The organism is Terrabacter sp. AAH1, assembly GCF_054456855.1.
Genome location: NZ_JBTJJV010000006.1, coordinates 51164 through 74540 on the forward strand (window position 1 = coordinate 51164; position 23377 = coordinate 74540).

19 protein-coding genes and 1 riboswitch are annotated in these 23377 nt (G+C 72.6%); of the genes, 9 read left to right on the forward strand and 10 right to left on the reverse strand.

The features are described 5' to 3' along the window. Window positions 1-226: 226 nt before the first annotated feature. Window positions 227-475 (reverse strand): DUF3046 domain-containing protein, encoded by a 249-nt coding sequence (locus tag ACXR8F_RS11500; RefSeq protein ID WP_082080858.1) that lies wholly within the window; start codon window positions 473-475, stop codon window positions 227-229. A 150-nt stretch (window positions 476-625) separates the two neighbouring features. Between ACXR8F_RS11500 and ACXR8F_RS11505 the strand changes: the two genes are divergently transcribed. Then, window positions 626-2275: a DUF3352 domain-containing protein gene (locus ACXR8F_RS11505; protein WP_458800553.1), complete on the forward strand. Its 1650-nt coding sequence runs from the start codon at window positions 626-628 to the stop codon at window positions 2273-2275. 74 nt (window positions 2276-2349) lie between these two features. Here ACXR8F_RS11505 and ACXR8F_RS11510 read toward each other — a convergent pair whose 3' ends face one another. The 6 genes from ACXR8F_RS11510 to rimO are packed head-to-tail and all read right to left on the reverse strand — an operon-like array spanning window position 2350 to window position 7653. Next, window positions 2350-3456, reverse strand: coding sequence for a mandelate racemase/muconate lactonizing enzyme family protein (locus tag ACXR8F_RS11510; RefSeq protein WP_458800555.1), 1107 nt, complete (start codon window positions 3454-3456; stop codon window positions 2350-2352). Beyond that, entirely contained in the window at window positions 3453-4382 is a 930-nt protein-coding gene (locus ACXR8F_RS11515) for a serine hydrolase (protein WP_458800557.1), read from the reverse strand. Before ACXR8F_RS11515 ends, ACXR8F_RS11510 begins: the two co-directional genes overlap by 4 nt. A gap of 18 nt (window positions 4383-4400) precedes the next feature. After that, on the reverse strand, window positions 4401-4703 hold the full coding sequence (locus tag ACXR8F_RS11520) for a helix-turn-helix domain-containing protein (protein ID WP_045190474.1): 303 nt from the start codon (window positions 4701-4703) through the stop codon (window positions 4401-4403). An 11-nt stretch (window positions 4704-4714) separates the two neighbouring features. Further along, window positions 4715-5323 (reverse strand): CinA family protein, encoded by a 609-nt coding sequence (locus ACXR8F_RS11525; RefSeq protein WP_458800560.1) that lies wholly within the window; start codon window positions 5321-5323, stop codon window positions 4715-4717. A 12-nt stretch (window positions 5324-5335) separates the two neighbouring features. Next, entirely contained in the window at window positions 5336-6148 is an 813-nt protein-coding gene (pgsA, locus tag ACXR8F_RS11530) for a CDP-diacylglycerol--glycerol-3-phosphate 3-phosphatidyltransferase (RefSeq protein WP_458800562.1), read from the reverse strand. Next, a complete protein-coding gene (gene rimO, locus ACXR8F_RS11535; RefSeq protein WP_045190475.1) occupies window positions 6145-7653 on the reverse strand; it encodes a 30S ribosomal protein S12 methylthiotransferase RimO in 1509 nt (502 codons plus the stop codon). The genes pgsA and rimO overlap by 4 nt, the downstream gene beginning before the upstream one ends. Window positions 7654-7681: 28 nt before the next feature. Here rimO and ACXR8F_RS11540 point away from each other — a divergent pair, with 28 nt between their 5' ends. Then, window positions 7682-8932 (forward strand): dipeptidase, encoded by a 1251-nt coding sequence (locus ACXR8F_RS11540; protein ID WP_458800564.1) that lies wholly within the window; start codon window positions 7682-7684, stop codon window positions 8930-8932. Between the two features lie 36 nt (window positions 8933-8968). Here ACXR8F_RS11540 and ACXR8F_RS11545 read toward each other — a convergent pair whose 3' ends face one another. Next, the gene (locus ACXR8F_RS11545) at window positions 8969-9712 is read right to left on the reverse strand and encodes an ion channel (RefSeq protein WP_045190476.1); all 744 of its coding nucleotides are present in this window, start codon (window positions 9710-9712) and stop codon (window positions 8969-8971) included. A 101-nt stretch (window positions 9713-9813) separates the two neighbouring features. Here ACXR8F_RS11545 and ACXR8F_RS11550 point away from each other — a divergent pair, with 101 nt between their 5' ends. The 6 genes from ACXR8F_RS11550 to ACXR8F_RS11575 all read left to right on the forward strand — a co-directional run bounded on the left by ACXR8F_RS11550 (window position 9814) and on the right by ACXR8F_RS11575 (window position 17565). Beyond that, window positions 9814-9900 carry a potassium-transporting ATPase subunit F gene (locus ACXR8F_RS11550; protein ID WP_082080860.1) on the forward strand — a complete coding sequence of 29 codons (87 nt, stop codon included), beginning with the start codon at window positions 9814-9816 and terminating at the stop codon, window positions 9898-9900. Continuing rightward, a complete protein-coding gene (gene kdpA / locus ACXR8F_RS11555) occupies window positions 9900-11546 on the forward strand; it encodes a potassium-transporting ATPase subunit KdpA (protein WP_458800567.1) in 1647 nt (548 codons plus the stop codon). The genes ACXR8F_RS11550 and kdpA overlap by 1 nt, the downstream gene beginning before the upstream one ends. Window positions 11547-11632: 86 nt before the next feature. Beyond that, window positions 11633-13747 carry a potassium-transporting ATPase subunit KdpB gene (gene kdpB / locus ACXR8F_RS11560; protein ID WP_458800817.1) on the forward strand — a complete coding sequence of 705 codons (2115 nt, stop codon included), beginning with the start codon at window positions 11633-11635 and terminating at the stop codon, window positions 13745-13747. A 10-nt stretch (window positions 13748-13757) separates the two neighbouring features. Next, window positions 13758-14327, forward strand: a complete 570-nt coding sequence (kdpC, locus tag ACXR8F_RS11565) for a potassium-transporting ATPase subunit KdpC (protein WP_458800569.1) — start codon at window positions 13758-13760, stop codon at window positions 14325-14327. Between the two features lie 17 nt (window positions 14328-14344). Further along, window positions 14345-16891, forward strand: a complete 2547-nt coding sequence (locus ACXR8F_RS11570) for a DUF4118 domain-containing protein (RefSeq protein WP_458800571.1) — start codon at window positions 14345-14347, stop codon at window positions 16889-16891. Next, complete coding sequence (locus ACXR8F_RS11575; RefSeq protein ID WP_458800573.1) at window positions 16888-17565, forward strand: response regulator transcription factor; 678 nt, start codon at window positions 16888-16890, stop codon at window positions 17563-17565. The genes ACXR8F_RS11570 and ACXR8F_RS11575 overlap by 4 nt, the downstream gene beginning before the upstream one ends. A 46-nt stretch (window positions 17566-17611) precedes the next feature. On the opposite strand, the gene ACXR8F_RS11580 is transcribed toward ACXR8F_RS11575, so the two are convergent. Beyond that, the gene (locus tag ACXR8F_RS11580) at window positions 17612-20542 is read right to left on the reverse strand and encodes an FtsK/SpoIIIE family DNA translocase (RefSeq protein ID WP_458800575.1); all 2931 of its coding nucleotides are present in this window, start codon (window positions 20540-20542) and stop codon (window positions 17612-17614) included. Window positions 20543-20710: 168 nt separating this feature from the next. Beyond that, window positions 20711-20850, forward strand: a riboswitch (SAM riboswitch). Between the two features lie 39 nt (window positions 20851-20889). Here ACXR8F_RS11580 and ACXR8F_RS11585 point away from each other — a divergent pair. Continuing rightward, complete coding sequence (locus ACXR8F_RS11585; protein WP_458800577.1) at window positions 20890-22275, forward strand: aminotransferase class V-fold PLP-dependent enzyme; 1386 nt, start codon at window positions 20890-20892, stop codon at window positions 22273-22275. Between the two features lie 39 nt (window positions 22276-22314). On the opposite strand, the gene ACXR8F_RS11590 is transcribed toward ACXR8F_RS11585, so the two are convergent. Then, window positions 22315-23376, reverse strand: coding sequence for an endonuclease/exonuclease/phosphatase family protein (locus ACXR8F_RS11590; protein WP_458800579.1), 1062 nt, complete (start codon window positions 23374-23376; stop codon window positions 22315-22317). Window position 23377 lies beyond the last annotated feature (1 nt).

Below are 23377 nucleotides of genomic sequence, written 5' to 3' on the forward strand. Positions count from 1 at the left end.
CTGGGGGGCTGCCATGTCGGGCTCCTAGTCTGCCGTCTGCGCTGCGGTCGTCTACCTACGACCCGGGCACGGATCGCACTGGGAGATCCGCTGTCAGGTCAGACGTTAGGTGCCGGCGCCGACATCGGGTGGGACCACCAGACGGCTTGTGGACGATGCGGGTGATGGCACAGGACCTGTGGAGAACATTACCGAACACGTGTTCGAAGTCGCGACGACACGCCGGTCACCTGCCGACCTGGCCTCCCTGGGCGCCGCGCGCCACCCGCACGTCACGGCCCAGCCTCCGCTCGGGCGGCACGTCCATGTCGACGCAGAGCGCCTCCCAGACCGCCCGGGGCGCCTCTCCGTCGTCGAGCGCCTGGACGACGGTGCGGTTGCCGAGCGCGCCGATGACGTGGTCACGCGCCAGCGACCCGGCATACGCCGGCCCGAACTCGTCGTCCATCAAGGTCCAGAAGTGGCTGATCCGCACCCCAGCAGTCTGCCACCCGTAGCCGCGGAACCCGTTGCGCCGAAACCGTCGTCGGAGCGTTATCTCAACCGCCCGCGCGGTCGCCGCACGACCGGTATCGTCCTCTCGTCCCGCGCCGAGCAGGGACCTCGACACTTCAGGGGAGCAACCATGACCGAGCCGAAGGATTCCGCCCTGCCCACCGGGCCGACCGACCACGCGGGCGACGCGACTGCGTCCGTCCCGCAGTACACCTACCCGGTGCCCTCGGGCAGCCACCCGGTCCCGTCCGCGACCGAGCAGGCGGGCGCCGCGGGCGCTGTCGGGGTCGACCTCGCCGACGAGCCGGCCTCCCCCGCCCAGCCCGGGCGCAAGCGCACCGGCCTGTTGGTCGGCGCCCTCGCCGGCGTCCTCGCCCTCGGCGGCGCCGGCGTCCTCGCCGTGCAGACCCTGAGCGGCAGCGGCGCTCAGCCGTCCGACGTGCTGCCCGGCGACGCGTACGCGTACCTCCGCGTCGACATCGACCCGTCAGCAGGCCAGAAGGTCGCTGCCGTCCGCTTCCTCGGCAAGCTCGACGCCGTCAAGGACACCCTCGGCAGCGACGACCCCCGCAAGAAGCTGTGGGAGATGGCCGCCAAGAACGCCGGCGACGACTGCATCAAGAAGTTCGCCTACGACAAGGACGTCGAGCCGTGGCTCGGCGACCGCGTCGGCGCCGCGATCCGCCCCGGCGGCACCAAGGACCAGCCCAACCTCGCCATCGCGATCCAGGTCAAGGACGAGACCGTCGCCAAGGACGCCCTCACCAGGCTCTTCGCCTGCGACAAGGGCTCCAAGACCGACGTGCGCACCAAGGACGGCTACGCCATCGTCACGCCCGGCGGCACCGGTGACGCGACCCTCGCCGCCGTCGACAAGGGCGCGCTGTCGGCCAACGCGAACTTCACGGGCGACATGGGCGCCCTCGGCGAGCAGGGCATCGTCTCCGCCTGGTTCGACATGACGACCGGCCTCAAGGAGCTGCCCAAGCTGGGCGGCGACGGCAACGGCATGGACACCGCCGGGCTGGCGAGTGCCAAGGGCCGTTTCGCAGCGGCGCTGCGCTTCGACGCCGACTACGTCGAGCTGGCCGGCATCGTCCGCGGCGCCGACGCGAGGACGTCCGTCAAGGGGAACGGCAGCGAGCTGGCCAACCTCCCCGCCAACACCATGGCTGCCGTGCACGTGGCGGGCGCCGACCAGATGCTCGGCTCGACGTGGCCGCAGCTCGAGAAGCAGATCAACGACCTTGCCGCCGCCGACGGCCAGGACGACGTCATCGCCATGGTCGAGGACCAGCTCGACGTCACGCTGCCCGACGACCTCAAGGTGCTCCTGGGCCGGTCGTTCACGGTCGCCATGCCCGACCAGGACCTCAAGGGCGACTCCTTGACGGTCGGCGCCAAGGTCGTCTCGAGCGACGCCAAGCGCGCGGACGAGATCATCGACCGGCTGATGCAGGCCTCGGGCGCCGACAGCGGCGTCCTGACGCACAAGGTCGAGGGAGACAGGGTCTACGTCGCCACGACCCCCGACTACGCCGACGACCTCAAGTCCGGCGGCAAGCTCGGTGACTCCGACGCCTTCAAGCTGGCGGTCGGCGACGTCACGTCGTCCAACAGCGCCGTGTTCGTCGACCTCGACAAGCTGGAGAAGCTCTACCTCGGCGAGGTCAAGGGCAACCAGAAGACGTTCCTCGAGTCGCTCCGCGCCGTCGGCGTCAACGCCAGCACCACCGGCAACGGGGAGGGCACGTTCACCCTCCGCGTCCTCGGCAACTGAGGGGCACCAGACAGCACGCGCAACACGAAGGGCCCCGCGTCAGGCGGGGCCCTTCGTCGTCTGCGTGCCGGCTCTCAGGTGTGCTGCGCGAAGGCCGAGATGCCGAAACCGGCAGCCGCAGGCACGCGGACCTCGTTGCCGGAGTAAGAGATTCCACCGACGACCGGTGAGGCGACGGACCACCACGCGGCGTCGAGATCGCTGACGGCGGTCGTCGGCTCGGCTGCGACGACGGCAGCCGCCGCCCCCACACCCACGTGGCTCTCCATCATCGAGCCGACGATGGTGCCGAGCCCGGCGTCGTGCGCACGGCGGAGCATGTCGCGCCCGACGGTGAGCGAGCCGCACTTGGCGAGCTTGACGTTGACGAGGTCGGCCGCGCCGAGCCGGATGATGCGCTCGAGGTCGTACGGGCCGTAGCAGGACTCGTCGGCCATGACCGGCAGCCCGACGCGCTCCCGCACCCAGGCGAGCCCCTCCACGTCGTCGGCGACGACCGGCTGCTCGACGAGCTCGACGCCGAGGTCGGCCACCTCGAGGGCGCGGATGACCTGCACCGCCTCCTCACGGGTCCAGCCCTGGTTCGCGTCGAGGCGAAGCGCGACGTCCGGTCCGACGGCGTCGCGCACCGACGCCACGCGCTGCACGTCGGTGCTGGCGTCGGTGCCGACCTTCATCTTGAGGGTGCGGAACCCGTCCGAGACCCGTGCCCGGGCCGTGTCGGCGAGGGCGTCGGCAGCGCCGGCCGAGAGGGTCACGTCGGTCGTGAGCACGTCACGTATGCCGTCCGCCCCCGACCCGAGCAGGGTGGCCACCGACGTGCCCTCCGCCTGGGCGACGAGGTCGTGGAGCGCCGCGTCGACGGCCGCCTTGGCCCCGAAGTTGCGGGCGACCGCGCGCTGCACGGCCGCGGCGGCCGCGGAGAGGTCGTCGCGGTCGTCGAGGGGCCGACCGACGACCGCGGGCGCCAGCATCTGCTCGATGCACGCCGTGGCACTCGCCAGGGACTCCCCCGTCACCTGCCACACCTGCGGGGCCTCGCCCCACCCGGTGCGGCCGTCGCTGTCGGTGACTCTCACGATGACCGTGTCGGTGGTCTCGGTGCGCCGCAGCGCCGTGACGAACGGCGTGTGGAGCGGCACGGACGAGACGGTGGTGACGACCCGCTCGACCGTCGTCATCGGCCGGCCACCGAGGTGGACGTGGCCTGCGCGTCGGGACCGGCCTGGGCGGCATGCGGCTCGGGATTCTCAGGGTGCTCGGGGTGCTCTGGGTGCTCGGCCCGCCACACGTCGCGCGCGATGCCGGCGACGAAGGCCGCGGCCTCCGTCTCGCCGAGCGCGATGGTGGTGCAGACGACGAGCACGAACGGCTCCTCACCGGGCGGGCGCACGAGGGCGACGTCGTGCGAGACGCCCGGGATCCACCCGGACTTGCTCGCCGTCGGGATGCCTTCGGGCAGCCCGGCAGGCACCTGGTCGACGTGGAGCTGGCGCGAGAGCAGCTCCTCGACCGGACCGAGCACCGGCTCGCCGCCGAGCGCGGGCTCGCGCCGCGCGACGGCTGCCATGAGCAGGCCGAGGTCGGCGGCCGCGACCGTGTTGGTGATGCCGGCTTCGCGGGCGCGGGCGTCCTCGATGCCGCGACCGACGACCGTGGTGGCCGAGCACCCGGTCAGGCGCAGCACCTCGGCGACCTCCGTGAGGCCGACGACGTCGACGAGCAGGTTGGTGGCGATGTTGCTGGACCGGGTGATGGCGCGGTCGGCCAGCTCACCGAGCGTGCAGGTGCCGCCGATGACGGCCCACGTCTCGGGGTCCTGGTCGTCGTCGGCGTCGAGGGAGAACGGCGACCCGTCGAGCACCGACGCGAACGTGGACGTCACGGCCACCGGCTGCGCGAGGTCCAGCTCACCCCGCGCCACGCGACGGAAGGCGGCGATGACGAGCGGGAGCTTCATCGTCGACGCGGCGTAGTGCGCAGCGTGCGCGTCGTGCGACCATCGCTCGCGACCGTCGATGCCGCCGAGCCAGACCGAGACCGTGGCGTCAGCTGCCGTGGTGACCTGGTCGAGACGGGCGTCGATCTGCGAGAAAGGCGTCGGCACCCTCGAGAATGTAGACGATCAGGCGGCGGAGGCCGACACCACGTCGCCCGAGGGGACGAGCAGCGGCACGGTGGGCGCGAGGCCCTCGCTCTCGGCCATGCGGTTGGAGACGTCGATCAGGACCCGCGAGAGGGGCAGGTCGAGGGCGCCGCAGATCGAGGCGAGCAGCTCGGAGCTGGCCTCCTTCTCACCACGCTCGACTTCGCTGAGGTAGCCGAGCGACACCGACGCGGTGGCCGACACCTCACGGAGGGTCCGGCCCTGCGCGCGCCGACGCTCGCGGAGGACGTCACCGAGCTCGCGTCGCAAGAGTGTCGTCATGCCGTCCTCCTTCAGGTCGCTGGTGCGGGGTCGTGCGGTTCCGGTGGACCGTGCGGGTGACCCGACACGCCTACCGTACCCCGAGGGTCCCCCGCCGGTGCCAGTGTTCGGCGCGTGGCGCCAGTCTCCTCGTCCGCGAGCCCGAGCACCGCGGCGACGGTGGCCGCCCGGATCTGGGCTCTGGTCCCGTTCAACTGCAGAGCCCGCGTCACTGTTCCCGAGGGCCCGGCGACGGCGACGTGGACGGTGCCGACCGGCTTCCCCTCGGACGGTCCGGGGCCGGCGACGCCGGTCGTGGACAGGCCCCACGTCGCACCGAGCCGACGGCGTACACCCTCGGCCATGGCGACGGCGACGTCGGGGTCGACGGTGCCGACGCGGTCGATCAGCTCGGCGGGGACGTCCAGGAGGGCGGTCTTCACCTCGGCCGCGTACGCGACGACACCACCGAGCAGCACCGCGGACGCGCCGGGTGTGTCGGCGACCGTCGCGGCCACGAGGCCGGCTGTGAGCGACTCCGCGCAGGCAAGCGTCTCCCGGCCCTCGGTCAGGCGCGCGACGAGACGCGCTCCCGGGCTCTCCGGGGGGCTCGCGGTCAGGGGGTCGTCGGTGGGTGCCACGTCCGTGCCACGTCAGTCGCGGTTCGGCGTCTTCTCGGGCGGGACGGGCCCGACGCCGCTGCTCGACGTCGGGGCAGCTCCGGTCGGGGCAGCTCCGGTCGGGGCGGTCCCGCGCGCAGGCGTCGACGCGTCGGAGTCGTCGCGAGCGCCCCGCTGGGCCCGCTGCGCGGCCCGCGCCTCGCGCTCGGCAGCGCGCGCGGCCCTGCGCAGCCGGGTGCGCTCGCTCGTCTCGCGCAGCCGGGCCGCCTTGAAGACGTAGTCGACGCCGCTCACCACCGTCATGACGAGCGCGGCCCCGAGCAGCACGTAGGCGACCGTCGTGAGCACCCCGCTGAAGGGCCACACCCAGAGCGGCAGCGTCAGCGAGCCCAGCGACAGGGTCTGGAGCATCGTCTTGAGCTTGCCTCCGCGCCCGGCCGGCATGACGCCGTGTCGGATGACGACGAAGCGCAGCACGGTGATGCCGACCTCGCGCACGAGGATGACGACCGTCACCCACCACCACACCACGCCGAGGAGCGAGAGCCCGATGAAGGCGGTGCCGGTGAGTGCCTTGTCGGCGATGGGGTCGGCGACCTTGCCGAAGTTCGTGATCTCACCGCGACGGCGGGCCAGCTTGCCGTCGACGCCGTCGGTGACGGCGGCCAGTGCGAAGACCACCCACGCCCAGAAGCGCCACCACGGCTCGTGGCCGCCGTCCTGGAAGAGCAGCACGGCGTAGACCGGGACGAGCAGGAAGCGCAGGACGGTCAACGCGTTGGGCAGGTTCCAGTCGGTGGGCCGGGGCGCGGGCCCCTCCCCCCGGTGGAAGGTCTGCGGGGTCATCGCGGCTCCGCGACGAGGTCGATCCCCTCGGTGGCGACGACGACGGCCTCGACGAGGTCGCCGACCTGCGGCGTCGGGGCGCCCTCGGGCACGTGCACGACCGTGACGCCGTCGACGTCGGGGCCCTGGAAGGCAGCCCGCCCGACGGCCGAGCCGTCCTCGTCGTCGATCTCCTCGACGAGGACGACGACGTGCTCGCCGATGCGCTCCTCGGCGCGCTGCGCGTTGAGCTCCTCGACGAGGCGGGTGAAGCGGTCGAGGCGCTGGGCGACGACCTCGGGGGCGAGGTGACCGGTGTAGCCCTCGGCCTCGGTGCCGTCCTCGTCGGAGTAGCCGAAGACGCCGACGACGTCGAGGCGCGCCTCGGTGAGGAACGCCTCGAGCTCGTCGAGGTCGGCCTCGGTCTCGCCCGGGAAGCCCACGATGACGTTGCACCGGACACCGGCCTCGGGCGCGTCGGCCCGGACCCGCGCGAGCAGGTCGAGGAACGCCTCGCGCGAGCCGAAGCGGCGCATGGAACGCAGCAGCGGCTCCGACGCGTGCTGGAACGAGATGTCGTAGTAGGGCACGACACCCGGCGTGTCCGCCATGGCCCGCAGCAGGCCGGGCCGGATCTCGGCGGGCTGGAGGTACGAGACGCGCACGCGCTCGATGCCCTCGATCGCTGTGAGTTCGGGCAGCAGCTTCTCGAGCAGGCCGAGGTCGCCGAGGTCCTTGCCGTACGAGGTGGAGTTCTCGGAGACGAGGAAGAGCTCCTTGACGCCCTGCTGGGCGAGCCAGCGGCCCTCGGCGACGATGTCGGCCGGGCGCCGCGACACGAACGCGCCCCGGAACATCGGGATGGCGCAGAAGGAGCAGCGCCGGTCGCAGCCGGAGGCGATCTTGAGCGGCGCCCACGGGCGGCCGTCGAGGCGGGCCCGGATGACCCGTGGGCCGGTGGCCGGGACGGGCACGCCGTCGAGCGTGTCGACGTCGGACGCGCTGCCGTCGGACGGGGCGCCCTCGGAGGCCGTCTCACCGTGGCCGGGCAACGCGACCCCGGCCGCACCGGCCTGGCGCTCGACGGGCGTGAGCGGCAGCAGGGTGCGGCGGTCGCCCGGCGTGTGGCTCTCGACGTGGCCGCCTGCGAGGATCGTCTGCAGGTGCGAGCTCATGTCGCGGTAGGAGTCGAAGCCGAGCACGGCGTCGGCCTCGGGCAGCTGGTCGGCGAGCTCCTTGCCGTAGCGCTCGGCGAGGCACCCGACCGCGACGACCTTCTGGGTGCGCCCGCCGTCGCCCTTGAGGTCGGAGGCCTCGAGCAGCGCGTCGATGGAGTCCTTCTTGGCCTGCTCGACGAAGCCGCAGGTGTTGACGACGGCGACGTCGGCCTCGGACGCGTCGTCGACGAGACGCCACCCCTCGGCGAGGAGGCGGCCTGCCAGCTCCTCGGAGTCGACCTCGTTGCGCGTGCACCCGAGGGTGACGAGTGCGACGCTCCTGTCGGCGCTCGGGTGGGGAGGGGTCATGCGCCCACTCTAGATGGACGGGTGTTCAATGGCCGACATGCTCGGAACCGCCCAGCCCGGCCAGACCGACCCCGCCGACGCCGTCGACGCCGTCGCGCGCGCCCGGGCGCTGCTCGCCCGGCACCCGCTCGTCGACGGGCACAACGACCTCCCGTGGGAGGCACGCGAGCAGACCCGCTACGACTTCGACGCGCTCGACATCGGCGGCCCGGTGGCGACCACCCAGACGGACCTGCCCCGCCTCGCCGACGGCGGCGTCGGCGGCCAGTTCTGGTCGGTCTTCGTGCCGAGCACCCTGCAGGGCGACTCGGCCGTCACGGCCACCCTCGAGCAGGTCGACGGCGTGCACCGCATGATCGGGACGTATGCCGACCGGCTGGCCCTGGCGCGCACGGCGGACGACGTCGACCGCGCCTTCGACAGCGGCCGCATCGCCTCGCTGCTCGGGGCCGAGGGCGGGCACTCCATCGGCTGCTCGCTGGCCACGCTGCGCCTGCTGCACGTGCTCGGCGTGCGCTACATGACGCTGACGCACAACGACAACACGCCCTGGGCCGACTCGGCCACCGACGCGCCCGTGGTCGGTGGTCTCACCGCCTTCGGGCACGAGGTCGTGCGCGAGATGAACCGCCTCGGGATGATGGTCGACCTCAGCCACGTCGCCCCCACCACCATGCGCGCGGCACTCGGGACGACCGAGGCGCCGGTCATCTTCAGCCACTCGTCTGCCCTCGCCCTCTGCGACACCCCGCGCAACGTGCCCGACGACGTGCTCGCGGCGCTGCCCGCCAACGGCGGCACGTGCATGGTCACCTTCGTGCCCGAGTTCGTCTCCCCCGACACCGCAGCGTGGCGGGTCGAGGCCGCCGCGGCCGCGGCCGAGGTGGGGGTCGACGCCAAGGACTGGGAGGCCTTCGGGCGCTTCACCGCCGGCTGGCAGCAGCAGCACCCGAAGCCCGACGCGACGATCGAGCACGTCGTCGCGCACGTCGAGCACGTGCGCGAGGTCGCCGGCATCGACCACGTCGGCATCGGGGGCGACTACGACGGGACCGACACCTTCCCGGTCGGGCTGGAGGACGTCAGCGGCTACCCCCGGCTCGTCGCCGCGCTGCTGGAGCGCTCGTGGTCCGAGGACGACGTCGCCAAGCTCGTGCGCGGCAACACGCTGCGGGTCATGCGTGACGTCGAGGCCGTGGCGCGTGACCTCCAGCAGACCCGTGGGCCGAGCCTGCGCACCTTCGCGGAGCTCGACGGGGCGCGAACCGCCGACTCCTGACCGGCAGGCGGCCACGCGGCACACGGCCGCGGGGCCCTACTGGCGGAAGCGGGCGATCGTGAGCCCGACGAGGCGGGCGACCACGAGCGCGACGTAGAGCATGCCCGCGATCTGCTGGAGCAGCACGAACGCCCGCGCGTGCGGCTCCACAGCGATGATGTCGGACAGGCCCGTCGAGGTCATCGTCGTGATCGAGAGGTAGAGCAGCTCGAACCACGTGCGCGTGCCCGGGTCGGCCTCGCCGTAGATCGTGAACGAGTTCGGGTAGGCGATCTGCACGGCGAGGTAGACGTAGGCGAACCCCCACGCGACGACCGTGAACGTCGCCCCGGTCGCGTAGAGCTCGTCGCGGGTCACCCAGTTGTCGGCGAACATGTACCGCAGCAGGCCGTAGCCCGTGTAGAGGTAGAAGAGCGCGTGCAGCGCCGAGCTCCAGAAGGTCAGGGTCTGGTTGTCGTTCCAGACCGCCTCGGCGACGGTGAGGACGACGACCGGGCCACCGAGGAGCACCGCCACCCACGTCAGGGCGGGGGTCGCCCGTACCGCGCGGACCGCGAGGAACAGCACGACGAGGCCGATGAGTCCGAAGATCGCCCGACCCACCTGCTGCACGTCGCCCTGGCGTGTCTCGACGAACGGGTAGGCGACGAGCGCGGCCAGCTGGACGAACAGCAGCAGGGCGCACGGCAGCTCCGAGACCTTCCGCCGGAGGCGGTCGAGGCGCGACGGCGGCCCCGTCCTGCGTGGCGATGACGGCCAGAGCTCCAGCGACGCACTCACGTCTCGGACTCTAGTGGCGGCCCCGTCAAGATCGCGTCAAGAGGCGTCAGCAGCAGGTCAACGGCGGCGGCAGGCCTGCCGAGCCGCCGTACGAAGGAGGCATGTTCACCACCATCCTCCTGGTCGCGGTCGGGGTCGCCGTCCTCGCGTACCTCGTGTACGTCCTCCTCCACGCGGACCGCTTCTGATGAGCGACACCGTCAGCGGGCTGCTCACCATCGGCGTCCTCGTCGCCGCCCTGGCCGCCTCGCACCTCCCCTTGGGAGCGTGGCTGGCCCGCGTCTTCACCGACGAGCACCACTGGCGCGTCGAACGACTCGTCTACCGCCTCTGCCGTGTCGACCCGTCGTCCGAGCAGCGGTGGACGACGTATGCCGTCGCCGTCCTCGGCGTCTCGGTGGTGGGCATCGCGCTCCTCTCGGGGCTCGTCGTCGCCCAGGGGGCGCTGCCCCTCGCGCGGGGCGCCGCGATGGGCTGGGACACCGCGCTCAACACCGCGGTCTCGTTCGTGACGAACACCAACTGGCAGTCGTATGCCGGTGAGTCGGGAGCGTCACCGCCGGTGCAGACCGTCGGCCTGACGGTCCAGAACTTCGTCTCCCCCGCCGTCGGGCTCGCCGTGGCGGTCGCGCTCGTGCGCGGGCTCGCTCGCTCGGGCGGCGCGACGCTCGGCAACTTCTGGGTCGACCTCGTGCGCGGCTGCGTGCGGGTGCTGCTTCCCCTCGCGCTCGTGGGCGCCGTCGTGCTGCTGCTCGGCGGGGTGGTCCAGAACCTCGGCGCGCCGACCACCGTGACGACGGTGTCGGGTGGCAGCCAGGTGATCCAGGGCGGCCTCGTCGCGTCGCAGGAGGCGATCAAGCTGCTCGGCACCAACGGCGGCGGCTACTTCAACGCGAACTCGGCCCACCCGTTCGAGAACCCGAACGCGGTCACCAACCTCGTGCAGGTCTTCCTCATGCTCGTCATCCCGTTCTCGCTCCCACGCACCTACGGCCTGCTCGTCGGTGACCGGCGGCAGGGCTGGGCGGTTCTCGGCTTCATGGCGACGCTGTGGGGACTCATGGTGGCGGCGGTGACCTGGGCCGAGGTGTCGGCCTCCGTCGGCCCGCTCGGCGCGATGGAGGGCAAGGAGGTGCGCTTCGGCGTCTGGTCGTCGGCCCTCTTCGGCGCGAGCACCACCGGGACCTCGACCGGCGCGGTCAACTCGCTGCACGAGAGCTACAGCCCGCTCGGCGGGGGCGGCGTGCTCTTCTCGATGCTGCTCGGCGAGGTGTCGCCCGGTGGCGTCGGCTCGGGGCTCTACGGTGCGCTGCTGCTGGCCCTGCTCACTGTCTTCGTCTCCGGCCTCATGGTCGGGCGCACTCCCGAGCTGCTCGGCAAGCAGGTCGGGCGCCGCGAGATCACGCTGACCGCCCTCGCGCTGCTCGTCATGCCCGCGCTGGTGCTCGTCTTCACGGGAGTCGGCATGGTCGCGCCGATCGTGTCGTCGCAGATGCTCGCCACGGGTCCGCACGGGCTCACCGAGGTGATGTACGCGTACGCCTCGGCCGCCAACAACAACGGCAGCGCGTTCGCGGGCTTCTCGGCCGACACGCCCTACACGAACCTCACGCTCGCCCTGTGCATGCTGCTCGGCCGCTTCGTGCCCATCGTGCTCGTGCTCGCTCTCGCCGGCGCCCTCGTCGCACAGCGCCGCCGCCCGGCCACGTCCGGCTCGCTGCCCACCCACACACCCACGTTCGCAGGCCTCTTCGTCGGCGTGGCCGTCGTCGTCACCGGACTGACCTTCTTCCCGGCCCTGGCCCTCGGTCCCCTCGCGGAGGCGCTCTCATGAACCCCAGCCACACCCCCACCTCCACCACCGTCACGAACCCGTCAGCGGACTCGGCCGAGGTCACGCTGCGCGGCGCGGACGGTGCCATGGCACCCCGTGCCGACCACGGGCGCCGGCCCGGCACCGCGGTCACCGGTCCGTCGCCCGAGGCCGGCTCGGGCCGCGCCCTGGCGCGCCAGCTCGTCACCAGCGTCCCCGAGGCCGTGCGCAAGCTCGACCCGCGGCACGTGTGGCGCAGCCCGGTCGTCTTCGTCGTCTGGGTGGGCTCGCTCGTCACGACGGTCGTCGCGGTGGCCGACCCCTCGTGGTTCGCCTGGGCCGTCACGCTGTGGCTCTGGGCGACCGTGCTGTTCGCGAACGTGGCCGAGGCCGTCGCCGAGGGCCGCGGCAAGGCCCAGGCCGCCACGCTGCGTGCGGCCCGCACCACCACGACGGCCCGACGACGGTGTGCGGACGGCAGCTTCGAGACCGTCGCCGCGGCGGACCTGGCCGTCGGGGACGTCGTCGTCGTGCGCGCCGGCGAGGTGGTCCCCGGCGACGGCGACGTCGTCGAGGGCATGGCCACCGTCGACGAGTCGGCCATCACCGGCGAGTCGGCGCCCGTCATCCGCGAGTCCGGCGGCGACCGGTGCGCGGTCACGGGCGGCACCACGGTGCTCTCCGACGGCATCACGGTGCGCATCACGTCGAAGCCCGGCGAGACCTTCATCGACCGGATGATCGCCCTGGTCGAGGGCGCAGCCCGCCAGAGGACGCCCAACGAGGTCGCCCTGACGATCCTGCTCACCACGCTGACGATCGTCTTCGTGCTCGCCGTCATGGCGATCCAGCCGCTCGCCGTCTACTCGGGCCGTGAGCAGTCCGTCGTCGTGCTCGTGGCCCTGCTCGTCTGCCTCATCCCCACGACCATCGGCGCCCTGCTGTCGGCGATCGGCATCGCCGGCATGGACCGGCTCGTGCAGCACAACGTCCTCGCGATGTCCGGGCGTGCCGTCGAGGCGGCCGGTGACGTGTCGACGCTCCTGCTCGACAAGACGGGCACGATCACCTTCGGCAACCGGCGCGCGACCGAGCTCGTGCCGCTGGACGGGCCCGTCGACGGCGGCCACGACCGCTCGGAGCTGACGCGGGCGGCATACCTCTCGTCGCTGGCCGACGAGACGCCGGAAGGGCGTTCGATCGTCGAGCTCGCGGGCGAGGGACTCGCCGACAACGCCTGCGACGACCTGGCGACGCTGCGCCGCCGCGGCGCCGCGTTCGTCGAGTTCACCGCCGAGACCCGCATGTCCGGCGTCGACCTCTACGACGGCACCGCGGTGCGCAAGGGCGCGGCGGACGCCGTGTGCCGGTGGGTCACCGATGCCGGCGGGGTCGTGCAACCGGGGGCCCTCGAGGCCGTCGAGTCGATCGCGACGGCCGGTGGCACCCCGCTGGTGGTCGCCTCCCGTCGGGGCGACGAGACCCCGGCCGTCCTCGGCGTCGTCCACCTCAAGGACGTCGTCAAACCCGGCATGAGCGAGCGGTTCGCCCAGCTACGCGCGATGGGCATCCGCACCGTCATGATCACGGGCGACAACCCGCTCACCGCCCGGTCGATCGCCGCCGAGGCCGGGGTCGACGACTACCTCGCCGAGGCGACGCCCGAGGACAAGATTGCCCTCATCCGCAAGGAGCAGGAGGGCGGCCGGCTCGTCGCGATGACCGGCGACGGCACGAACGACGCGCCCGCGCTCGCCCAGGCCGACGTCGGCGTCGCGATGAACACCGGGACGTCGGCGGCGAAGGAGGCGGCCAACATGGTCGACCTCGACTCCGACCCGACGAAGCTCATCGACGTCGTGTCGATCGGCAAGCAGCTGCTCATCACCCGCGGCGCCCTAACCACCTTCTCGATCGCCAACGACATCGCGAAGTACTTCGCCATCATCCCGGCCATGTTCGTGGTGCTCTTCCCCGGCCTCGACGCCCTCAACGTCATGCGGTTGTCGACGCCGCAGTCGGCCATGCTCTCGGCGGTCATCTTCAACGCCCTCATCATCGTCGCGCTGATCCCGTTGTCGCTCAGAGGCGTTCGCTATCGGCCGTCAGGCAGTACTGCCCTGCTGCGCCGCAACCTCCTCGTCTACGGACTCGGCGGCGTCGTCGCGCCGTTCGTCGGCATCAAGCTCATCGACCTCGTCGTCAGCCACCTCCCGCTCTGAAGGAAGACCTGTGACCAACGTGATCAAGCAGTCCGTCGCCGGCCTCCGGGCGCTGCTCGTCCTCACCGTCCTGCTCGGCCTGCTCTACCCCGCGGCGGTGTGGGTCGTCGGCCAGACCGTCGCCCGAGACCAGGCAGCCGGCTCGCTCGTCAGCGTCGACGGGTCGGTCGTCGGGTCGAGCCTCCTCGGCCAGCAGTGGTCGGGCGACCAGTGGTTCCAGGGCCGCCCCTCGGCGAGCGGCTACTCGGGCGAGACGAGCGGCGGCTCCAACCTGGCGGGCAGCGCCCTCGGCGACGAGGTCGCGAGGCGTGCCGACGCCGCCGGCCTGACCGTGGGTGCTGTCCCGGCTGACGCGCTCACCGCGTCGGCCAGCGGCCTCGACCCGCACATCTCCCCCGCGTACGCCGTCGCCCAGGTCGAGCGCGTCGCCGCGGCCCGCGGCCTCGACGCCACACGCGTACGCCAGCTCGTGGAGGCCCACACCGAGGACCGGATCGCCGGGTTCCTCGGCGAGCCACACGTCGACGTGCTCGAGCTCAACCTCGCCCTCGCGCGCCTCACGGCGATCGGGCGCGGGTGACCTGAGAGGATCACGGCATGGGGCGCGGCTCTCTGCGGATCTACCTGGGCGCGGCGCCGGGCGTGGGCAAGACCGTCGCCATGCTCGAGGAGGCGCACCGTCGCCGCGAGCGCGGCACCGACGTCGTCGTGGGCTACGTCGAGAGCCATCGCCGCCCCCACACCGAGTCGCTCGTCGACGGCCTCGAGGTGCTGCCGCGACGGCAGGTCGCCCACCGCGGTTCGACGCTGACCGAGCTCGACGTCGCCGCCGTGCTGGCCCGCCGCCCGCAGGTGGTGCTCGTCGACGAGCTCGCCCACAGCAACGCCGGCGACGGCACCGACTCCCCCGCCCATGCCAAGCGCTGGCAGGACGTCGAGGAGATCCTCCATGCGGGCATCGACGTCATCTCCACGGTCAACATCCAGCACCTCGAGTCGCTCAACGACGTCGCCTTCTCGATCACCGGCGTGCGGCAGCAGGAGACCGTCCCCGACGAGGTGGTGCGCCGGGCCGAGCAGGTGCAGCTCGTCGACATGTCCCCTGAGGCGCTGCGCCGTCGCATGGCGCACGGCAACGTCTACGGAGCCGACAAGGTCGACGCAGCCCTCGCCAACTACTTCCGCGTCGGCAACCTCTCGGCGTTGCGCGAGATCGCCCTGCTGTGGCTCGCCGACCGGGTCGACGAGGCGCTCGAGCGCTACCGCGCCGCCCAGGGCATCCGTGACCCGTGGCCCACGCGCGAACGGGTCGTCGTCGCACTCACCGGTGGCACCGGCAGCGAGACGCTGCTTCGGCGCGGGGCCCGCATCGCCACCCGTGCCGCCGGCGGCGACCTCATCGCCTGCCACGTGCGGTCGGCCGAGGGGCTCGCGCCCGCCGACCCGGCGGCCATCACCCGGCTGCGGCGCCTCGCCCGCGACCTCGGGGCCGAGTTCCACGACGTCGCCGGCAACGACGTGGCCGAGGCGATCCTCGACCACGCGCGCGGCGTCAACGCCACCCAGATCGTCGTCGGCGTCAGCCGCCGCAGCCGCTGGCAGCAGCTGCTCCGGCCCGGGGTGGCGTCGGCGGTGGCCGACGGGTCGGGCGACATCGACGTGCACCTGGTGTCGCACGAGGGCTCCAAGGTGGGCCACCGGCGAGCCCGTGCCGCAGGGCTCCCCGCCCGGCGAGTCGCCGCCGGCCTCGTCCTGGCCGTGGTCGCCCTGGCTGCCCTCACCGGCGTCCTCGTGGCCACGCGCGAGGGGCACACGCTGTCGCTCGACCTGCTCCTCTACCTTGCCCTCACGGTGGCCTGCGCCCTCGTCGGCGGCATCTGGCCGGCACTCTTCTGCGCGGTCGTCGGCTCGCTCGCCGTCAACTGGTTCTTCACCGAGCCGCGGGGCACCCTCACCATCAGCGACCCGCCCAACGCGCTGGCACTCGCCGTCTTCGTGCTCGTCGCCATGGCGGTCTCGTCGGTCGTCAACGTCGCCGCGCGCCGCACCGAGCAGGCCGTCGCGGCCGAGCGCGAGTCCGCCGCGCTGGCGGCCCTCAGCCGTGACCTCCTCGCCGAGCCACGCCCCGTCCCGGCCCTGCTCGACCGCGCCAGGGGCGACCTCGGCATGCGGGCCGCGCTGCTCACCGAGCGCGGTGACGACGGGGCTGCGGTCGTCGTCGCGTCGACCGACCCGGCGCACGTCGCCGGCACGCGGCTCGCCGAAGGGTCGGCCTGGGCCGTGGACGTGACGGTCGACGACGGCGTCCACCTGCTCCTCGACGGCCCGCCGCTGGCCGCGGAGGACCAGCGTGTCGTCGAGGCGTACGCCGCCCACGCCGCGATCCTGCACGGGCGGGAGCAGCTCGTCCGCGCTGCTCGCGAGGCCGCGGGGCTCGCCCGCGACAACGCAGCCCGCGCCACGCTGCTCGCGGCCGTCTCGCACGACCTGCGCACCCCGCTCGCGAGCATCAAGGCCGGGATCTCGACGCTGCGCCAGTCGGGCCTCCCCCTCTCGCCCGACGACGAGGCGGAGCTGCTCGAGTCGGTCGAGGAGTCGACCGACCGGCTCGACGCCCTCATCGGCAACCTGCTCGACCTCTCGCGTCTCGAGACCGGGATGGTGCGCCCGCACAGCCACTCGGTGGACCTGCTGGACGCCGTGGTGTCGACGGTCCGCACCACGAGCGCCCCGGCGCGTGTCGACATCGACCTCGAACCGGACCTCCCGCTCGTCCGCGTCGACCTCGGCCTGCTCGACCGGGTGCTCGCCAACGTCGTCGAGAACGCGTTGCGCCACAGTGGATCTGCCGACGTGCGACTCACGGCCGGCCGCATCGGCGACACGGTGCAGCTTCGGGTCGTCGACCGCGGACCGGGCGTCGACGACACCGACAAGGACCGGATCTTCGCCGCGTTCCAGCGCCTGGGTGACGCGCCTCGCGGCGACGGGCTCGGTCTCGGTCTCGCCGTCGCGCGCGGCCTCATGACCGTCATGGGCGGCACGCTGTCGCCCGAGGACACGCCCGGAGGAGGCCTCACCATGGTGCTCGAGCTCCCCGTCGCCGTGACGGACCCGGCGCCCACCCCCGAGGAGGACGCATGACCCGAGTGCTCGTCGTCGACGACGATCCACGCCTGCAGAGGACCCTCGCCATCGCCCTGCGTGCGCACGGGCACGAGGTGGTCACCGCGGGCGACGGGCGCACCGCCGTGCAGTCCGTCCTGGAGGACGCTCCCGACGTCGTCATCCTCGACCTCGGCCTGCCCGACCTCGACGGCACCGAGGTGCTGCGTCGCCTCCGCACCGGGTCAGCCGTCCCCGTCATCGTGCTCTCGGCACGGCACGAGTCCGACGACAAGATCGAAGCGCTCGACCTGGGCGCCGACGACTACGTCACCAAGCCGTTCGGCGTCGAGGAGCTGCTGGCCCGGGTGCGGGCGGCCCTGCGGCGTGGGGGTCCTCAGGGCCAGCACCTCGAGCCGATGACCACCGACCACTTCCGCCTCGACTTCGCCGAGCGCCGGGCGACCGTCGCCGGCGCCGACGTGCGCCTCACCCCCACCGAGTGGCGGCTGCTCGAGGCGCTTTGCCGCGAGCCCGGCCACCTCGTCTCGCAGCAGGACCTGCTCCGCGCCGTGTGGGGGCCGTCCTACGGGCGCGAGTCGAACTACCTGCGCGTCTACGCCAACCAGCTGCGACGCAAGCTCGAGCCCGACCCGGCCAACCCCCGCCACCTCGTCACCGAGCCCGGCCTCGGCTACCGCTTCACCCCCTGACCGTCGAGAGGCCCACGCGGCCTTTCGACGGTTGAGATGGGGTGGGTCAGTAGCGCTCGCGGCCGCCGCGGTCGGTGAGGTTCCAGGCGTCCTCGGACTCCTCGTCGTCCTCGTCGACGGTGGGCGTCATGTCGCCGGGCGTCCAGCGCGCGGACGGCACGGTCTGCGTGCTGTCGCCGTCGTAGTCGTCGCCCGACGCCCGCCGCTCGCCTCGCTCGGCCACGAGCGACGCGGTGCGCTGGGGCGACTCCGGGCCGTCCTCCGTCTCGCCCGTGCCCTCGTATGCCGTCGCGGCGTCGTCGGGCTCGTCGGCGACGTCGGCGGGCGACGCGGCGAACGGCCCGTCGTCGCTCGGGGGCTCGTCGGCGACAGGGTGCGGCACCTCGTCGCCACGCAGCAGCGCCAAGGTCTGTGGCAGGTCGTCGGGCCGCACGAGCACGTCGCGCGCCTTCGAGCCCTCGCTCGGGCCGACGACGCCGCGCGACTCGAGCAGGTCCATGAGCCGACCTGCCTTGGCGAAGCCGACGCGCAGCTTGCGCTGGAGCATCGACGTCGACCCGAACTGGGTCGTCACGACGAGCTCGGTCGCCTGGAGCAGCACGTCGAGGTCGTCGCCGATGTCGTCGTCGATCTGCTTCTTCGGCGCGGCGACGGTGACGTCCTCGACGTAGTTCGGCTTGAGCTGCGTCGTGACGAACTTGACGACCTCGTGGATCTCGGACTCGTTGACCCACGCACCCTGCACACGCATCGGCTTGCTCGCGCCCATGGGGAGGAAGAGCGCGTCGCCCTGGCCGATGAGCTTCTCGGCGCCGGGCTGGTCGAGCACGACGCGCGAGTCGGCGAGCGAGGACGTCGCGAACGCCATGCGCGAGGGCACGTTGGCCTTGATGAGACCCGTCACGACGTCGACCGACGGGCGCTGGGTCGCGAGCACGAGGTGGATGCCGGCGGCGCGCGCGAGCTGCGTGATGCGCACGACCGACTCCTCGACGTCGCGCGGGGCGACCATCATGAGGTCGGCGAGCTCGTCGACGACGACGAGCAGGTACGGGTAGGTCGTGATCTGCCGCTCGGAGCCCGGCAGCGGCTTGACCTTGCCGGCACGCACCGCCTTGTTGAAGTCGTCGACGTGCTTGAACCCGAACGCCGCGAGGTCGTCGTAGCGCTGGTCCATCTCCTTGACGACCCAGGCGAGCGCCTCGGCGGCCTTCTTGGGGTTGGTGATGATCGGCGTGATGAGGTGCGGGATGCCTTCGTACGCCGTGAGCTCGACCCGTTTGGGGTCGACGAGGATGAGGCGCACCTCCTCCGGCGTCGCACGCATGAGGATCGAGGTGATCATCGAGTTGACGAAGCTCGACTTTCCGGAGCCCGTGGCGCCGGCGACGAGCAGGTGCGGCATCTTCGCGAGGTTGGCGATGACGTAGGCGCCCTCGACGTCCTTGCCGACACCCATGACCATCGGGTGCTCGTTGGTGCGCGCGGTGTTGCTGCGCAGCACGTCGCCGAGCGACACGTTCTCGCGGTCGAGGTTCGGGATCTCGATGCCGATGGCCGACTTGCCCGGGATGGGGCTGAGGATGCGCACGTCGGCCGACGCGACGGCATACGCGATGTTCTTGGAGAGTGCGGTGACCCGCTCGACCTTGGTGCCGGAGCCGAGCTCGACCTCGTAGCGGGTGACCGTCGGGCCACGCGTGAAGCCGGTGACGGCGGCGTCGATGTCGAACTGGTCGAAGACGTTGGTCAGCGACTCGACGACGCGGTCGTTGGTGTCGCTGCGCGTCTTGTGAGGGGGACCCGGCGTCAGCATGGAGTGGTCGGGCAGCTGGTAGGTGATGTCGCCCCCGAGGCTGAGCTGCTCGACACGTGCCGGCATCTCCGACATGGGCGGCGGGATGAGCTCGGCCTTCGGGCCGACCCTGCCGGTGTCGGGGGCGCCGAGGGTCTTGGGGTCGGTGGCGTCGATCGCCTTCTCGCCACTGGGACGGGGCGCCAGCACACCCGGGGCCGTGGGACGCTTCTCGCCGGGACGCAGGCGGGTCGTGGGCTCGTCGTCGCCGCCCTTCTGCGCGGCCTGGCGGAAGGCCTCGTCACCGTCACGGTCGGAGAGGTCGACCGGCTTGCGACGGGCGCGCTTGAGCGCTGCCGTCGGGGCGTCCTCCGGCTCGGCGCCCGCCTCGTCGTGGTGGCCACGGTCGATGACGAGAGCCTTGAGCTGGTGCAGGCGCGTCGGGATCATGTTGACCGGCGTGGCCGTGATGACGAGCAGGCCGAAGATGCCGAGCAGGATGAGCAGGACGAGCGCGCCGTAGGGCGACACCGCGGCCGCGAGGGGGCTCGAGGCGAGGAAGCCGAGGATGCCACCGGCGGCCCGCATGCCGTCGGCGCCGTCGGGCGGGTTGGGGATGCCGTCCGCCAGGTGCGCCAGACCGCAGGCCGCGAAGGTCAGCGCGATGGTGCCGACGACGACGCGGTTGGTCGTCGCCTCGTCCTGCGGGGCGCGCAGCATGCGCAGGCCGAGGGCGAGCAGGACGAGCGGGACGGCATACGCGACGCGCCCGAAGGTGCCGGCGAAGATGGCGTGCACGATCTGGCCGAACGTGCCGGCGACGCCCCACCACTCGCGGGCCGCCACGACGACGGCGAGCGCGATGAGGGCGAAACCGATGCCGTCGCGACGGTGTTCGGGCTCGAGGTCGGCAGCGCTGTGGCCGACGCGTCGCACCGCTCCCCCGGCCATGTGGGAGACGCCCATCCAGGTGCTTCGCATCGCGCTGAGCGGGAAGGGCAGCCCGCCGTCACGGGTCTTGCGGGCGGGCTTGGCCGGCGGCTTGCGCGCGGCGGGCTTGCGCTGCGCGGGCCGGGACGAGCGGGCGGCCGGCGGGCGCGACGTGGTGCTGCCGGTCGCCCCCTTGGCCCGTGTGGCCGCGGCGGTGCTCGAGCGTTGGCTGCTGGACGGACGAGACCCCATGGTCGCACCGTACGTCAAGGCACCTCTGAACTCACGCGTCACACGCGCAACAGAGGCACATGGGTCAGAACACGAACCCGCCATCACGGGTCGAGGCCGTCTCAGATGCCGACATCCGCGGACCGGAGGGTGGACAGGCCGAGAGGGGCCGCCCTATCTTCGATGCCAGGTCATGAGTGCCAGTGACAAGCCCCGGCTCGCTGGCCAGCAACCCTCCTCCGCGGTGGGGTGCTCCGGGTGACGACCAGGTCGACCCCGATCAGCTCGAGAGATCCAGCTCGTGCGATCGCGGCCGGCAAGCGCGGACCTGCATCCGGTGGGTCCCTCGGTCCCCCAGGAGCACTCTCATGTCGGTCCTTCCCAGCACCTCCCTCTGTGGTGGCGCCCCCGCCCCCGTCGTCCGGACCCGCGCGTTGCACGTCGTCCCCGAGGCCGCTTCGCTGCCCGCGGTCGTCGGCGCAGGACTGCGGGTGCCGACGCTCAGCGGCGACACGGCATACGCGAACCTCGACCACGCCGCGTCGACCCCCGCGCTCGAGACGGTCAGGGCGGCGGTCGACCGGGCCCTCGAGACGTACTCATCCGTGCACCGGGGCGCCGGCTTCGCCTCACGCCTGACGAGCGCCTGGTACGAGCAGGCTCGCGCCGAGGTGGCCTCGTTCGTCGGGGCTCGCGCGGACGACTCGGTCGTCTTCACCCGCACGACGACCGACTCGTGGGCGCTGCTGAGCAAGGCGCTGCCGAGCCGCACGACCGTCTTCGTCTTCGGCACCGAGCACCACTCGACGCTGCTGCCCTGGGGGCGCTTCCGCACCGTGCGGCTGCCTGTGCCCCAGACCGTCGAGGACGCCCACGCGCTGCTCGAGGAGGCCCTGAACGACCACCCCTCGCGGCACCGCCTCGTCGTGCTCACCGCGGCCTCGAACGTCACCGGCGAGGTGTGGCCGATCGAGCGCTTCGCCACGCTGGCCCACGACCACGGCGCCCGCATCGCCGTCGACGCCGCCCAGCTATCGGCCCACCGCCGGATCGACCTCGCCGGCTGGGACGCCGACTACGTCGCGTTCTCCGGCCACAAGACGTACGCCCCCTACGGCGCAGGCGTGCTGGCCGGTCGCTCCGACTGGCTCGATGCCGGCAGCCCCTACCTGCTCGGAGGCGGCGCGACGCGCTCGGTCACCGAGGAGGGCACGACGTGGGCCACCGGTCCCGCTCGGCACGAGGGCGGCAGCCCCAACGTCATCGGCGCGATCGCCCTGGCCGCCGCGTGCGCCACCATCAGCCGTCACCGCGACGCCATCGAGGCCCACGAGGAGCAGCTGCTCGAGCGGCTGACGACCGGACTCGGCGAGGTGCCGGGCGTCGAGCTGCTCTCGATCTTCGGCGAGGACCACGACCGCGTCGGCGTCGTCGCGTTCACCGTCGACGGCTGGGACTCGTCGCTCGTGTCGCAGGTGCTCTCGGTCGAGCACGGCATCGGCGTGCGCGACGGCAAGTTCTGCGCCCACCTGCTCGTCGACGAGCTGCTCGAGGACCCGTGGGGCGAGCGCGCGGGCACCGCGGTGCGCGCGAGCATCGGCCTCGGCTCGACGCTCGAGGGCGTCGACCGCCTCGTGTCGGCCGTCGCCGGGCTCGTCGCGCACGGCCCCTCGGCCGACTGGACCCTCACCGAGTCGGGCTGGGCCGTCGACGGCACCGACCCGCGCGACGTCGAGGTCGAGCGTCCCTGGTGACCCCGTCAGCCGCCGTAGGCCGTTCGGCTGCAGGGCCGCTCAGCGCTTGGGCAGGGCGTAGCCGGCCCACACCGCGGCGTGGTCGGCGCGGTTGACGGCGACCTGACCCGCCGAGACGACGGTGAGCCCTCGGCTCAGCAGGTGGTCGAGCTGCACGAAGGCGGGCAGGCGGTTGCCCGCGAAGGGCCACGTGCGCACCCATCCCTGCCCGTCGGTGCGCTGCGCGTCGGCAAGGCCCGCGGCCACGTCACGCATCGCCGGATGGCCGAACGACGCGTTGAAGTCTCCCGCCATGACGACGGGCTCGTCGCCGTCGAGTCGCTCCTTCCAGGACCGGAGCGCCTGGAGCCCGGCACGCCACTCGACGGTGTCACCACGCAGCGGAGCCGTCGGGTGGGCGACCTTGAGGCGCACGGTCCCCTTCGGCGTCGTGACGTCGAGCTCGGGCTGGACGCTCTGCGTGGCCTCCACGGCCGGGTCGGTGCCCGCACTGCGCACCGAGAGCGGGTAGCGCGACAGGACCATCGTGCCGCTGGAGGTGCTCGGCCGCGCGGCCCCCTCACGGTGCGTGAAGTAGTCGCCGGCACCCTCGGCGTCGAGCCGCTGCATCAGGGCGGGCGTCGCCTCGACGAGCACCAGCACGTCGACGGAGTGGAAGCGCACGGCGTCCATGAGCTGGTTCACGTTGGCGGAGCCGATCCAGACGTTCGCCGACATGACGGTGAGGTCGGGCTCGACCTTCGGTGACGACGACGCCCGGAACGCCGGAGCCGCCACGGTGACCGCCACGGCCAGTGCGATGACGACGGGGGCCGCCATGACCCACCGACGCCCCACGAGGGTCGCCACGAGGAGCAGACCCAGCCCGATCAGCACGAAGGGCCCGGCGGTCTGCAGCACGACGACGACGTATGCCGTCGAGTCGAGCCAGCGCAGCGCCCCCACCGCGACCAGGACGAGCAGGACGAGCGCGATGGCGGCGTCGAGCCAGCGATGGCGGCGCCGGCGCGGGGACGGGCTCGACGGCTCGGCGCCGACCGGCCCGTCGGGCTCGTCGGGACGACTCGCCGGAGCCGCCCCGCCGACCTGCTGCACCGTCACG

What these genes read in the sequence shown, in the direction of transcription:
- pgsA (WP_458800562.1), bottom strand. Translation starts at nt 6,148, where the DNA reads ATGACCCCGCAGACCTTCCACCGGGGGGAGGGGCCCGCGCCCCGGCCC.
- kdpA (WP_458800567.1), top strand. Translation starts at nt 9,900, where the DNA reads ATGAGCGACACCGTCAGCGGGCTGCTCACCATCGGCGTCCTCGTCGCC.
- ACXR8F_RS11520 (WP_045190474.1), bottom strand. Translation starts at nt 4,703, where the DNA reads ATGACGACACTCTTGCGACGCGAGCTCGGTGACGTCCTCCGCGAGCGT.
- kdpB (WP_458800817.1), top strand. Translation starts at nt 11,633, where the DNA reads ATGGCACCCCGTGCCGACCACGGGCGCCGGCCCGGCACCGCGGTCACC.
- ACXR8F_RS11585 (WP_458800577.1), top strand. Translation starts at nt 20,890, where the DNA reads ATGTCGGTCCTTCCCAGCACCTCCCTCTGTGGTGGCGCCCCCGCCCCC.
- ACXR8F_RS11540 (WP_458800564.1), top strand. Translation starts at nt 7,682, where the DNA reads ATGGCCGACATGCTCGGAACCGCCCAGCCCGGCCAGACCGACCCCGCC.
- ACXR8F_RS11550 (WP_082080860.1), top strand. Translation starts at nt 9,814, where the DNA reads ATGTTCACCACCATCCTCCTGGTCGCGGTCGGGGTCGCCGTCCTCGCG.
- ACXR8F_RS11510 (WP_458800555.1), bottom strand. Translation starts at nt 3,456, where the DNA reads ATGACGACGGTCGAGCGGGTCGTCACCACCGTCTCGTCCGTGCCGCTC.
- rimO (WP_045190475.1), bottom strand. Translation starts at nt 7,653, where the DNA reads ATGACCCCTCCCCACCCGAGCGCCGACAGGAGCGTCGCACTCGTCACC.
- ACXR8F_RS11575 (WP_458800573.1), top strand. Translation starts at nt 16,888, where the DNA reads ATGACCCGAGTGCTCGTCGTCGACGACGATCCACGCCTGCAGAGGACC.
- ACXR8F_RS11570 (WP_458800571.1), top strand. Translation starts at nt 14,345, where the DNA reads ATGGGGCGCGGCTCTCTGCGGATCTACCTGGGCGCGGCGCCGGGCGTG.
- ACXR8F_RS11580 (WP_458800575.1), bottom strand. Translation starts at nt 20,542, where the DNA reads ATGGGGTCTCGTCCGTCCAGCAGCCAACGCTCGAGCACCGCCGCGGCC.
- ACXR8F_RS11505 (WP_458800553.1), top strand. Translation starts at nt 626, where the DNA reads ATGACCGAGCCGAAGGATTCCGCCCTGCCCACCGGGCCGACCGACCAC.